The sequence below is a fragment of the Humitalea rosea genome (assembly GCF_003253705.1).
GTDB lineage: Bacteria > Pseudomonadota > Alphaproteobacteria > Acetobacterales > Acetobacteraceae > Humitalea > Humitalea rosea.
In genome coordinates this window covers 132,924-144,608 of sequence record NZ_QKYU01000015.1, presented here as the reverse complement: position 1 = coordinate 144,608, position 11,685 = coordinate 132,924, and the positions used below count along the sequence as shown (strand labels likewise).

Annotated in this window: 11 protein-coding genes and 2 pseudogenes; 4 read left to right on the top strand and 9 right to left on the bottom strand. The window is 67.8% G+C overall.

The genetic code is table 11. The annotated features are described in order from the left end of the window. A pseudogene (locus C8P66_RS24120) lies at positions 1–228 on the top strand (hypothetical protein); the annotation flags it as partial. Positions 229–268: 40 nt separating this feature from the next. Beyond that, positions 269–655 (top strand): VOC family protein, encoded by a 387-nt coding sequence (locus tag C8P66_RS14295; protein ID WP_111398942.1) that lies wholly within the window; start codon positions 269–271, stop codon positions 653–655. Here the strand turns inward: C8P66_RS14295 and C8P66_RS14290 are convergent. From C8P66_RS14290 to C8P66_RS14270, 5 genes are all read right to left on the bottom strand, one after another. Beyond that, positions 652–1,668 carry a 2OG-Fe(II) oxygenase gene (locus C8P66_RS14290; RefSeq protein ID WP_111398941.1) on the bottom strand — a complete coding sequence of 339 codons (1,017 nt, stop codon included), beginning with the start codon at positions 1,666–1,668 and terminating at the stop codon, positions 652–654. The two genes, C8P66_RS14295 and C8P66_RS14290, sit on opposite strands and share 4 nt — an antisense overlap. 66 nt (positions 1,669–1,734) lie before the next feature. Continuing rightward, the gene (locus C8P66_RS14285; protein WP_158537251.1) at positions 1,735–2,757 is read right to left on the bottom strand and encodes an ABC transporter substrate-binding protein; all 1,023 of its coding nucleotides are present in this window, start codon (positions 2,755–2,757) and stop codon (positions 1,735–1,737) included. Positions 2,758–2,774: 17 nt separating this feature from the next. Beyond that, positions 2,775–4,169 (bottom strand): FAD-binding oxidoreductase, encoded by a 1,395-nt coding sequence (locus C8P66_RS14280; protein ID WP_111398939.1) that lies wholly within the window; start codon positions 4,167–4,169, stop codon positions 2,775–2,777. A gap of 124 nt (positions 4,170–4,293) precedes the next feature. Then, a complete protein-coding gene (locus tag C8P66_RS14275) occupies positions 4,294–4,872 on the bottom strand; it encodes a transposase (protein ID WP_111398938.1) in 579 nt (192 codons plus the stop codon). 193 nt (positions 4,873–5,065) lie between these two features. Next, positions 5,066–5,950, bottom strand: a complete 885-nt coding sequence (locus C8P66_RS14270; RefSeq protein ID WP_111398937.1) for a type II toxin-antitoxin system death-on-curing family toxin — start codon at positions 5,948–5,950, stop codon at positions 5,066–5,068. A 260-nt stretch (positions 5,951–6,210) separates the two neighbouring features. Here C8P66_RS14270 and C8P66_RS14265 point away from each other — a divergent pair. Beyond that, positions 6,211–6,331: pseudogene (locus tag C8P66_RS14265) on the top strand (IS481 family transposase); the annotation flags it as partial. On the opposite strand, the gene C8P66_RS23555 reads toward C8P66_RS14265, so the two are convergent. The 3 genes from C8P66_RS23555 to C8P66_RS14255 form a co-directional block, all read right to left on the bottom strand. Next, complete coding sequence (locus tag C8P66_RS23555; protein ID WP_146422866.1) at positions 6,328–6,990, bottom strand: hypothetical protein; 663 nt, start codon at positions 6,988–6,990, stop codon at positions 6,328–6,330. The pseudogene C8P66_RS14265 and the gene C8P66_RS23555 overlap by 4 nt on opposite strands. A 339-nt stretch (positions 6,991–7,329) precedes the next feature. Further along, complete coding sequence (locus tag C8P66_RS14260; RefSeq protein ID WP_111398936.1) at positions 7,330–8,619, bottom strand: adenylosuccinate synthase; 1,290 nt, start codon at positions 8,617–8,619, stop codon at positions 7,330–7,332. A gap of 3 nt (positions 8,620–8,622) precedes the next feature. Further along, positions 8,623–9,744, bottom strand: a complete 1,122-nt coding sequence (locus C8P66_RS14255; RefSeq protein WP_111398935.1) for an ATP phosphoribosyltransferase regulatory subunit — start codon at positions 9,742–9,744, stop codon at positions 8,623–8,625. A 131-nt stretch (positions 9,745–9,875) separates the two neighbouring features. Here C8P66_RS14255 and C8P66_RS14250 point away from each other — a divergent pair, with 131 nt between their 5' ends. Beyond that, the gene (locus C8P66_RS14250) at positions 9,876–10,412 is read left to right on the top strand and encodes a hypothetical protein (protein WP_111398934.1); all 537 of its coding nucleotides are present in this window, start codon (positions 9,876–9,878) and stop codon (positions 10,410–10,412) included. Positions 10,413–10,519: 107 nt separating this feature from the next. On the opposite strand, the gene C8P66_RS14245 is transcribed toward C8P66_RS14250, so the two are convergent. Further along, entirely contained in the window at positions 10,520–11,548 is a 1,029-nt protein-coding gene (locus C8P66_RS14245) for a LacI family DNA-binding transcriptional regulator (protein ID WP_111398933.1), read from the bottom strand. Between the last annotated feature and the right edge of the window lie 137 nt (positions 11,549–11,685).

Below are 11,685 nucleotides of genomic sequence, written 5' to 3'. Positions count from 1 at the left end.
GGGAATAGGGTGCTCCCATCGACGCTGGCCTCCTACCCAGCCAGAACCTTGAATCAGATCACCCTCCGCGTCGGGAAGAAAATTCGATTCAGCCCCAACGCATCCCGCTCTAACCGCAGCACGGGGGTCGTGGGGCTGCGGAGTACGGTGCACAATCAGGCAGGCGTTCAGGTGTTGGACGGGCGGCACCGCTATTTGCTCAGGCGTCGTCCCGGCACCATCGGCTGACCCGCCGTTTCGACCACACCGGACACGAGGTGCCGCCACCATGATCGCCTATTCCCACGACCATTTGCATTTCCGCAGCCCCGAGCCGCTCGCGACCGCGCGCTTCTACATCGAGGCGCTGGGCGCCACGGAAACCGGGCGGTCGGAGATCAATGGCGGGCTGCGAATCGTCCTCGGCCTCGGCGATCTCGTGATCTTCGTCGAACAGGCCCCGGCCGGGGCAGCCCCGTCACCGGCGGCCCCTTCGCTCGGGCTGGAGCACATCGGCCTGACGGTGGCGGATATGGATGCGGCGGCGGCTGACCTGAAGTCGCGCGGCGTGCGGTTTTCGATGGAGCCACGGCAGGCCCGGCCCGGCGTCAGGATCGCCTTCATCGAGGCGCCGGATGGGGTGCGGATCGAACTGATCGAGCGAAGCGGCGGCTAACGCATCTTCACCCCGGCCTCGCCGCGCGCCTCGGCCGCGGCGATCAGCCGTTGTTCCGCCGCCGCCCCCTCGGCATCGGTGAAGAAGGTGAAGACGGCCATGCGGGCGCCGCGCGTGACCGGCAGCGCCTCATGCAGCAGGTCGCAGCAGAAGATGGCGCAGCCCCCGGCCTCGGGCTCATAGGCCTCAGGGCCGAATTCGGGGAAGCGCAGCGCCCCGCCCGCATAGGCGCCGGTATTCAGGTTCAGGCTCATCGCGAAGCGGCGATGGGCGGTATAGGGCGTGCGGTTGTCGCGATGCGCGCCGAAGGCGCCGGCGTTCTCGGCGGCGTAGCAGCCGATGCGCGGCGCCTCGAACCGTGCCGCCCGGAAGCGGAAGGCGCGCCACATCTCCGGCAGCACCCGCCGCTCGATCCGCTGCTGGAACAGGGCGTAGAGCGCGCTGTCGTCCAGCATCACATCAGCCCGCCGCTTGATCCCCGGCACCATGCCGGCCCCCGCCCCCCCGGCCGAGGAGGCGACGCGGTCGCGGGATTTCTCGCCCTGTTCCCAATGGCGGATCAGCGCCGCGCACAGGGCGGGCTCCAGCACGCCCGGGATCAGCAGCACCGGCGCGAAGCTCCGCCCCGCGGCGGAGTCGGGCGCCAGGCTGGCCAGTGCCCCCGCCAGAGCGCCATCGCCGCTGCCGCACCAGCCGAGGCGTCCTCGCGGGGTGATGGTGGCAATACCGCCGCCCGGCAGCGCGAGTGCGGTCAGCAGGCGGCGATCAGGGTCGAACAGCCGGGGCGGGCCCGGGACATCCGTCCGCCCATCCGGGGCGGTGGGGTGGATGGCATAGGCCAGCACGCCGGGTGGCAGCGTGGCCGCGACCGGCGCCGCATCCGGCCGCAGCAGCAGCAGACGGTGCTGCCCCGCGATGGATTGCTGGAACAGATCGAACGCCTGCCCCGCCGCATCCGGCAGGCTGAGCGGGGGCAGATGATCGCCGGGCAGGAAGGGCGGTGGGATGGCCATGCGGGCATGATCCCATTCCGCGCCCCAAGGTCAAAGGGGGGCTGCCTCGCCCCCCCATCACGCGCCTCAGACCTGGCGGTCGGCCAGCGGCGGCAGGAAGGCGTCGGTATAGACCTGGTCCACCGTCGGCTTGCGCGGCAGGTTGAAGACCGAGACGATGCCGTCGATCTGCTTGGACAGGCGCGCGTTGTTCATCACCGACAGGCCATTGGCGCGGACGGTGTCGCTGATCATCATCTCGGCGAAGGTCACCTGCTGGCGCTCCGTCTCGATGGCGACGTCGGTCAGGGATTCGCGCTGCTTGAGGAAGCCGATCGCCTCGGTCGGGTGGTGGTAGGCCCAGAGGGCTGCCTTCATCATCGCACCGACCGTGGCGCGGACGACCTCGGGCTTCTCGGCGATGAACTTGCGGGTGGTGAGCAGGCCGGAGCCGTAATAATCCATCCCGTAGTTCTTGTAGCGGAAGATCCGCTGCGCCGGCCAATCCATTCCCAACCCCTTCAACGACAGCCCGGTCGAGGTGATGAAGCCGGTGATGCCGTCGGCCCGGCGCTGCACCAGCATGGGCTCGCGCAGCTCGGGGCTGACGCTCATCCAGTTGATGCTGGCGGCGTCGATGCCGACCTGCTGGGCGAAGATCGGGAAGATCTGGCGGCCGCCGTCGAATTCCGGGGCGGCCAGGGTCTTGCCGGCGAGCATCTTGGGCTCGGTGATCGGGCCGTCGGCGCGGACGGTGCAGCAGGCCGGCGACTGGTCGTAGAGGATGCCGACGCAGACCACGTCGCGGTCCGGGTTCTCGGCCATGAAGCGGATCGCCGGGGTCAGGTCGCCGATGCCCATGTCATAGGTGCCGGCGGCGATGTCGATCGGCACGCGGCCGGAGCCGAAGCCGCGGTTCAGGGTCACGTCCAGGCCGGCGGCCTCGAAGATGCCGTTGCGCTCGGCGGAGGCGGCGAAGGCGTAGGAGCCGTGGAACAGCCAATCCAGCGTGAAGCGGACCGGGGCGCCGGCGGCACGGGCGAGGCGCGGTGCCGCCAGCAGGCCGGCGGTGGCCCCCAGGGCGGCGCGGCGGGAAATCAGCAAGGACATGCAATGTCTCCGGGAGGTCATGGGGTTGTGGGGCGGTAGGAGGGCATCTTGCCGGGGTTCAGCAGCCCATGCGGATCGACCAGGGCCTTGAAGCCGAGCTGGTCGCCAGGCACCCGCTTGTGGCGGCTGCCATCCTCGACGGTCGCGACGTGAGGGTTCGCGACGGGAATCCCCGCCGCCTCGTGCGCCGCGATGATCTGGGCCAGGCGCGCGCGGGCGGCGGCGTCCTCGGCCGGGAGGCGGAGCAGATGTGCGCCATTGGCGGCAGGCGCGCCCTCGTAGCGGATGAATTCGAGGTGGATGGGCATCTCGTGGCCGCCGAAGTGCCGCCAGGACCATTCGGCCGCCGCCACCACCCGGCCGGGCGGGTTCAGCGTTTGCAGATAGGTCAGGGCGCGGTCCAGCTTGCGGGCGTGGAGGGTGGTGTGGCCCCAGGAGGCTTCGTAGATCGGGGTCGCCTCCGGCGCCGTTTCCCGCGCGCGGCTGTCGGCTGAGAGGGTGACGCGGCCGCCATGGGCCCGGGCCAAAGCGGTGAGCGCGGGTTCGGCCGAGGCGGGCACCATGGCCAGGACCAGATGCGCGCCCGGCGGGGCCACCGTGGCACCGAGCACGGGGGGGAGGCCGATGGCGGCGGTGGCCTCCAGCAGGCTCACCAGCTTGGCGGGGATCGGGCCGGTCGCCAGCGCCTGGGCGCAGTCCAGGGCGGCGAGGAAGCTTGAGAAGGCCAGCACCGCATCGCGCCAGGGGCGGGTTGGGGTGAGCGGCATCTCGACCTCGACCACGATGCCGGTGCTGCCATAGGTGCGGTTGACGAGGTTGCAGTCCTGGCCGCGCAGCTCCAGCACGCGCGGGGTTTCCTCCAGCGTCACGACCCGGGCGCCGAGCATGTTGCCGGGCTCGCGCAGCCCGCCCCAGAGGTTGGAGCCGATGCCGCCCGAGCCGCCGCAGAAGAAGCCGCCGATGGTGGCCATGCGCTTGGTCGAGGGGTGCATGCGAAGCTCGTGGCCGATGGAAAGGGCGGCATCCTCCAGCGCCAGCATGCGGGCGCCGGCCTGGGCGCGGATGGCCTCGGGCCGGGCCCAGAGCACGCGGGACAGGCCCGCCATGTCCAGCAGCACGCCGCCTTGCTCCGGCACGCCCTGGCCATAGGTGCCGGTGCCGGCGCCGCGGACGGTGAGGGGGATGCGCAGGCGGGCGCAGGCGGCGGCGATGGCGATGACCTCGGCCTCCGTCCTCGGCTGGGCCAGGATCTCGGCGGTCTTGTGGCGGAAGGCGCGGTTGAGGATCGGGCTGAACCAGAAGAAGTCCCGCGATTTCTGGCGGACCAGTGCCGGGTCCCGCTCGAAGGCCACGCCCGGACAGGCCGCGACCAAAGCGGCGATGTCGTGTCTGGGGTGGGGGGCGTCGGGCATCGCCACAGAGACTGCCGGGGTGGTTGCCCGCGGAAAAGGCAAAAGGGGACCCTATGCATGGGGGGCAGGCCGGGTCTGCCATGGGGCTGGGCAAAGGCTGCACAAAGGGGTGGCAAGCGGCGGGTCACGACCAGGTCAGGCGGAGCCAGCGGGGGATGTGCCGCCGCCCCCCGGTGGTGCGGAGGATGCGGCGGATCAGGCCGATGCGCGGGATATCGCGGGCCGCGATGGCAGGCAGGGCCATGCGGAACAGGGTTTCGGACAAATCGGGATCGGGCAGCATCCAGGGCGGGCCGTTCAAGGCCGAGTGCAGGCCGAGGCGGCGGACGAAGAGCACCAGGCGGAAACCCACGATCCGATAGGCGCGGCGGCAGGCGCGGCAGATGGAAAGCTCGATCTGGCGCAGGGGGTGGGTGGGGGCGAGGGTGGTCAGATCCCCAAGCAATTTCTGCCAGAGGCCGGAGCGGGTCAGGCGGCGGAAATAGCGGGCGATGGTGTCGGGTTTGCCGTAGCGCGCAGGCACCTCCCGCCACGGGGCGGCCGTGGCGGCGAGGTGGAAGATCGCATCCATGCGGCGGCGGAGATCGCCGACCTGCCGGCCGGCGGGGGAGCGGTGGCGGAGGTAGGGGTAGAGGGCGTGCCATTCCAGATCGGAGAGGGGGGACCAGGGGCGGGGCGGGGGGAAGTGGGGGGAGGAGGGCATGGGGTGGAAGGTAGCATGGGGGGTAGGAAAATGGGTTGAAAATCCTATATCGACCTTTGCGGCGGCTGCGATGCTGCGTCTAGGAGTGGTGGTGGCATCTGGCCGCATCAACAACTGACCCGGTAAACCGCTCCCTACGTGCCAAATACGCCAATTCGGGCATCATCATGCAATCTAAAAATATAAGAAATATTTAACGATTTGCAAGGCGGCGAAGGGGCTGTTGGTAGGTCGTGATGAGTGTGCTAATAGGGTCAAGTTTTCCGTAGAATGCAGCGGAATCGACGTTGTTCTTGTAATCCAACTTCGTCATAATTCTAACTTTCTTAATATCGCCCCTGCTGACCTGGATTGACATTCCGGGAAAGCCGATCATCCCGATGCGCGTGCGTTCAGCCTTACGGGCGAAGCCGAGAAAGCGACGCTCTTCGTAGCGAATTATATCGATGGTATTCGCGGAGGGGTTCTCCATTCGAAACCCATGCCTAAACAGGATTTTTTCAAGTTGCCGGTAGGTGATAACATGGTTGTCGTTTTCAACCTTTCGGCTGTTGCGGCTTAGGTAATCAGCAATGAATGCGACATTGGGATCGTAGGCACTTTTCTTCTTGACCTCGCCATATCTTGCGTACCTCTTTGGTAGCTCGTCGTTAGCGACCTCTACGGCAAAGTTCTCAATCTGCTGCTGTGATACAGTCGGGCAGTAGCCCACACGCTCCATGTGATAGAGGAGAGAAAGAAGAGCGGTTCGCTTATTTGCATCGTAAAAGCAGTGGTTTTTGATGATGCCGTAGAAAAGGGTGGCGCACACCTCGAACCGCGATCTCTTCTCGAACTCACCGAATTGACGATACATCGCGGAGTGGAGCAGATCCAGATTCATGGGCCCGGCCGCACTGATACCCGCCCCCTCACCTTCGAAGAAGTCGGCGATCAGAAAATGGGCCCGCAGGACGTCTATGATGCCTAGCGTGGTCTGGCCTCTGTAGGGATCATCCGGGATCTGCGCACACCAACGTTCGAACTCGGCCCCCACCTGGGCGTTGGAAAAATCTTCCATAGATTGCGTCTCAACCATCTTTCGAATGCTCAATGAACGCAATATGACAGATTTTTTTGATTCGATCGAGCAGTTCCTTCCTCGTTTTGCGATTGCATTCTCGACTTTTGAGATTGCATGATCGGCGGTCTTGCTCTGCGCCGTCGCCCTTTTCTGCGGACCGTCTTTGGGAGGATCTGACTGGGGCCCCTAGAAAAATGTTCAGTCCCAGGCTTTGATGGTGCAGTCTTCTCCCCGGTATGGAGGGATGCGCTATGGGTCAGGTTCTCCACGGCTGCGCCCGGCGGCTCAAGACTCTGAAGGGCCACGCCCTACGAATTCATCTGCCATTCATGGGCCGCAGAACCTCACCGGTTCACGGCAAATCCGCACCACGAAATGCCGGGACCAAACATCTAGGGGGAGGGCACAACCAACACGCCCTGTAGAGTCGCTTTTGCCTTGGTAACTCGCGCCCATCGTTGGGGTAGTTCAATTTGATAGACCTTGCGTAAGTAGTCCATCAATGCATCCTTGGGCTTGTGATAACCCATGCCTTCGTATTCAGCGTCCCAAGGACTTCGCCCCTCGCGGGCATGCATTTGAAATTCATTCAGAAAAGAGGAAAACCAGGAAGAGGCAAGGCGTGACCCGTCCGGAGACGTTGCTGCAAAATAGTCGCGAATGGAATTAGAGAATTCCGTGATGGCATCTTTCTCATTTTTGAACGCTGTGTTCTTGGATAAAACGCCGCATACTTCGGTAAAACACTTAACATCTTCCCGCCAGGAGGCATATTCTATTCCGTATCTGCGAAACTTGGCTATTAGCTCATGTTGTGGCGTTTGGAATTTTTTGGCTATCTCATAGAATTCGTGGAGAGATTTCATATAATCTTGGTGTATCTCCGCAAGTTTTTCAAAAGCAGGGAAAAACTGTTCCTTATAGACAGAAGCGCGTAGCGCAAATTTTTCCTTATCATTCAATCGCCAAGTTGAGTAGGCGAAAGTTAGGAAGTTCAGCATCGGGCCAAATACGACTTTGGCGGCTGGACCCAGTGAACCCTCTGCGACCATCATCTCCTCCTATGGGTCCCAGGCACGACGAGATTTCCAATGCACAGGTCTGGCACGAAAGTTGACCTCCAATTGGCAGACGTCAACGCCTACGGCTGCCAGTATGCTCGGCGTCATTCGAGCCGGATGGCGAAAGCAGACTGTTCAATATAGGCCAGGATCGGACCTCGGCGGGTGGGAAAAAACGGGGCGCCATGGGGCGTCAGCAATGGTTCGATCACCGTGCTCTCACCCCAGGGCTTCCGCGCGTTTTCCTCCCAAAAATTACTCCAACTCTGGAAGGTCCAGGAAACTCAGTTTCCTGGTAGGGGAGCGCGAGGGGGCAACGCCCTCTCGCAAACCTCACCCCGCAAACGGGTCCTGCACCAAAATCGTGTCATCCCGTTCCGGGCTGGTGGAGAGCAGCGCCACCGGGGCCTCGACCAGTTCTTCGATGCGCTTCACGTATTTGATCGCGGCGGCGGGAAGCTCCACCCAAGTGCGGGCGCCGCGGGTGGTGCCGGACCAGCCTTCGAGTGTCTCGTACACCGGCTTGGCGCAGGCCTGGGCGCCCATGGCGGCGGGCAGGCGTTTCATGAGGGTGCCGTTGACGTCGTAGCCGGTGCAGATCTTCAGTTCCGGCATGCCGTCCAGCACGTCGAGCTTGGTCAGCGCCAGGCCCTGGATGCCGCCGACCTTCACCGCCTGGCGCACCATCACCGCGTCGAACCAGCCGCAGCGGCGCGGGCGGCCGGTGACGGTGCCGAACTCATGGCCGCGCTCGCCCAGGCCCTGGCCGATGGCGTCGGTCAGTTCGGTGGGGAAGGGGCCGCTGCCGACGCGGGTCGTATAGGCCTTGGCGATGCCGAGCACGCGGCCGATCAGATGCGGCGCGATCCCGGCCCCGGCGGCGGCATTGCCGGCGATGGTGTTGCTGCTGGTGACGTAGGGGTAGGTGCCGTGGTCCACATCCAGCATCACCGCCTGCGCGCCCTCGAACAGCACGCGCTTGCCGTCCGCGCGGGCGGCGTCCAGCCGCTCCCACACCGCTTCGGAGAAGGGGAGCAGCTTGGGGGCGAGGGCCAGCAGCGCGTCGAGGAGGGGCTGCTTCTCGAAGGTGGGCGCGCCGAGGCCGGAGAGCAGCGAGTTGTGGTGCAGCAGCAGTTCGTCGAGCTTGTTGGACAGCGTCTGTGGCTCGGCCAGGTCGCAGAGGCGGATGGCGCGGCGGCCGACCTTGTCCTCATAGGCAGGGCCGATGCCGCGGCCGGTGGTGCCGATCTTGTCCTCGCCCCGGGCGGCCTCACGGGCGCGGTCCAGCGCCGGGTGCAGGGGCAGGATCAGGGGGACGTTCTCGGCGATGCGCAGGTTGTCGGGGCCGACGTGCAGGCCCTGGGCCTGGACGCGGGCGATCTCGGCCAGCAGGGCGTCGGGGTCCAGCACCACGCCATTGCCGATGATGCCGAGCTTTCCGCGCACGACGCCGGAGGGGAGGAGCGAGAGCTTGTAGGTCTGGTTGCCGACGACCAGCGTGTGGCCGGCGTTGTGGCCGCCCTGGAAGCGCACGACGATGTCGGCGCGGCTGGCGAGCCAGTCCACGACCTTCCCCTTGCCCTCGTCGCCCCATTGGGCGCCGATGATGGCGACGTTCGACATGGGCTAATCCTCGATCGGCGCGGGCGTCTGCCCGTGCAGGATGTGGGTGCAGCGCAGGCTGCGCGGCGTGTCGGCGGCGGAGAGGGCGGCGACGGTGACGAAGCCGGCGGCGCGATGGGCGGCGCCATCCTGGCCGGGGGCGAGGAAGAGGCGCGGCGCGGGGGCGGCGGGGGCGGCCATGCGCAGCACCGCATCGGGGTAGAGGGTGAGCCCGGTCGCGGGCTCCTCACCCGAGAGGTAGCGGCCGCCGCGCGCCAGCTCCCCGCCTGGGCCATAGAGGGTGAAGGCGACGCCGGTGTGGTAGGTGAAGCCGCGGAATTCCACCGGGTCCAACGTGATGCGCAAGCCCGGCGCGCGGGCGCGGATGGCGGCGATCACGGCGGCGGCATTGTCGGCGATGGCGCGGGCGGCGGGGGGCAGGTCGGCGGCGTTCAAGGCGGCCAGCGCGCCATCGGCGGGGCCGGCGGCGGCGAGCAGGGCGGTCAGGGCGGGGGCACCGGCCTCGGCGGCCAAGGCGGCGACGTCGGCGGCATCCTTGCGGTCTAGCGCGCGGGCGAGTTTTTGCCGCAGGGGTGGGACCACGCGGGCGGCGTCCAGCAGCGCGGGCGTCATGGTCGGCATCAGCACATCGAGGGCGACATCGGTCACGCCCACGGCGGCCAGCGCCTCGACGCCGAGCAGTGCCACCTCGGCATCGGCCATGGCGGTGGCGGCGCCGATGAGCTCGATCCCCGCCTGCGGCATTTGCCGTTCGGAGGCGATGGGCGTGCCCCGCACCCGCAGCACCTGGCCGGCATAGGACAGCCGCAGCGGGCGGGCGACGTTGGCGAGGCGCGTCGCGGCGATGCGGGCGACCTGCGGCGTGGTGTCGGCGCGCAGGCCCATCATGCGCTGGCTGACCGGGTCCATCAGCCGGAAGGTCTGCTCGGCGACGGCGGCGCCGCTGCCGGCCAGCAGCGAATCCTCGAATTCCAGCAGGGGCGGTTTGACGCGCTCATACCCATGCGCGGCGAAGACGGCGAGCATCGCCTCGACCAGCGCCGCCTCCCGCGCCGCGTCGGGCGGCAAGAGGTCGGCGAGGCCAGCGGGCAGCAAGGCGCGATGGGGCATGTCGTCGCTGGTCATAGGGGGCTGGTCATAGGGGGCTGGTCATTTTCGGGGCGTGTGTGGCAGGGGGGGCGGGGCGGGGCAAGTAGGCGCCGCCACGCGCGCGGTCGTGACGGGACGCCGCAGGGCCGCCGTGACAGTATCCCCCCATGCTTCGCACCCTGCTTCTCTCGTTGCTGGCCCTGGCCGGATGCGCGCCGGACCCGGCCGCATCGTACCTCGGCGGGGTCGGCGATCCGTTCCGCGGCGCCGCCCTGAACGCCCCCGCGCAATTCGGGGACCTCTCGGCGACGCGGGGCGATCCCGCGGCCGGGGCGCGGGCGATCGTGCAGATCGAGTTCCTGGCCGATGCCTTCCGCAACGACCCGGCGCGTGGCCGGCAGACCGACCCGATCGCCCAGATGCGGCTGGATCTCGCGCGGGATGCGGCGCGGCGGACGCTGGGGATCGCGAGCTTCGTATCGCCCGACGCGGTGATGGTCGCCTTGCGTGAGGCAGCGCGCCAGATCGATGCCGGCAGCACGGCGCGGGCGGAGGCGGCGTTGAGCCGCCCGGGCTTCGATGCCGGCGGGGCGGGCACCTTGCAGCGCCTCGGCAGCCTGCCGCGCCTGCCGGAGGCCTCCATCGCCGCCGGCGCCGCGGCGGCCGAGATCAGGCGGCAGGATGGCGGCGTGCGGGGCGGCTAGCGGCTTGCCTGCGCCTGCGCTCACGTCAACCGCCCTGGGGTCTCGGCCAAGCGCGCCTTGCTCCTCGATCCAGGCCGAGGCGGAGTCCTGCCATCCGTCACTGGCCATCACAGCTCTCCTGAACGGTTGCCCCCGCCGGTGGAGCCGCGCACCACCAGCCGCACCGGCAGGGCGACATGCTCCGGCGCGGCCTTGGGATCGGCGATGCGGCGCAGCAGCAGCCGCACCGCCTCCCGCCCGATACCGCGCGGGTTGGTGGCCAGCGTGGTCAGCCCGGGCAGGCAGGCGGCGGCCTCCGGCACATCGCCCACGCCGGTCACCGCGATATCCCGGCCGATCCCGAGGCCGCGCTCACGCAGCGCCTGCATCGCGCCGAAGGCCACCACGTCGTTGCAGCACATCAGGGCACTCGGCCGCTCGGGCATCGCGCAAAGCCGGACGGCGGCCTCCGCCCCGCCCGCGCGGGTCGCCGGCGTGCGCAGGACCAGCGGCGCGGGCAGCCCATGGCGGCGCAGCGCCGCGCGCACCCCCGCCACCCGCTGGCGCAGCCCCGAATGCATCACCGCCGCCCCGGCGAAGGCGATGCGGCGATGGCCGAGGCGGATCAGATGCTCGGTCAGCGCCTCCATCCCCGCCTCATTCGCCGGCCCCGCGAAATCGCCGATGCTGTCCTTCACGAAGCGCATCACCTGCACCAGCCGCACGCCGCGCTCGGCCAGCCCGGCGATCCAGGCCGGGCGCGTCTCCATCGAGGGGCAGAGGATCAGCCCATCGACATGGTGCTCGCGCAGCCGCTGCACCGCGCGATCCTGCCGCGCCGCCGATTCCTCGGTGGTGGCGAGGAAGGGGATGTAGCCGGCGATATCCAGTGCCGCGCTGGCGCCGGCGGTGAGTTCGGCGAAGAAGGGGTTGTCGATCTCGGTGACGAGCAACCCCACGGTCTTGGTGCCGGTGCCGCGCATGGTCGCGGCCCCGCGATTGTAGACATAGCCGACCGCCGCCACCGCCTCCCGCACCCGAAGCTGCGTCCCCGCCGCGACCAGCGGGCTGCCGCGCAGCACCAGCGAGACGGTGGCCCGCGACACGCCGGCGTGGCGGGCGACATCGGTCAGCGTGGTCGGGGCGGCGGCGGTCATCCAGACTCCGAGAGGTCGTTGGATCGATCTAGGCACTAGCCGGGCGGAGGACAACGAGAAGCGCAAGTGCTGCTCGCCTCTTGCCAATTGGATCGATCCAGTGAGAGCATCGCGATGACGCCTGCAAAAGATCGGGC

Excerpts from the sequence above, each read along its gene's own strand:
- C8P66_RS14295 (WP_111398942.1), top strand. The coding sequence starts at position 269 with ATGATCGCCTATTCCCACGACCATTTGCATTTCCGCAGCCCCGAGCCG.
- C8P66_RS14290 (WP_111398941.1), bottom strand. The coding sequence starts at position 1,668 with ATGGCCATCCCACCGCCCTTCCTGCCCGGCGATCATCTGCCCCCGCTC.
- C8P66_RS14285 (WP_158537251.1), bottom strand. The coding sequence starts at position 2,757 with ATGTCCTTGCTGATTTCCCGCCGCGCCGCCCTGGGGGCCACCGCCGGC.
- C8P66_RS14280 (WP_111398939.1), bottom strand. The coding sequence starts at position 4,169 with ATGCCCGACGCCCCCCACCCCAGACACGACATCGCCGCTTTGGTCGCG.
- C8P66_RS14275 (WP_111398938.1), bottom strand. The coding sequence starts at position 4,872 with ATGCCCTCCTCCCCCCACTTCCCCCCGCCCCGCCCCTGGTCCCCCCTC.
- C8P66_RS14270 (WP_111398937.1), bottom strand. The coding sequence starts at position 5,950 with ATGGTTGAGACGCAATCTATGGAAGATTTTTCCAACGCCCAGGTGGGG.
- C8P66_RS23555 (WP_146422866.1), bottom strand. The coding sequence starts at position 6,990 with ATGATGGTCGCAGAGGGTTCACTGGGTCCAGCCGCCAAAGTCGTATTT.
- C8P66_RS14260 (WP_111398936.1), bottom strand. The coding sequence starts at position 8,619 with ATGTCGAACGTCGCCATCATCGGCGCCCAATGGGGCGACGAGGGCAAG.
- C8P66_RS14255 (WP_111398935.1), bottom strand. The coding sequence starts at position 9,744 with ATGACCAGCGACGACATGCCCCATCGCGCCTTGCTGCCCGCTGGCCTC.
- C8P66_RS14250 (WP_111398934.1), top strand. The coding sequence starts at position 9,876 with ATGCTTCGCACCCTGCTTCTCTCGTTGCTGGCCCTGGCCGGATGCGCG.
- C8P66_RS14245 (WP_111398933.1), bottom strand. The coding sequence starts at position 11,548 with ATGACCGCCGCCGCCCCGACCACGCTGACCGATGTCGCCCGCCACGCC.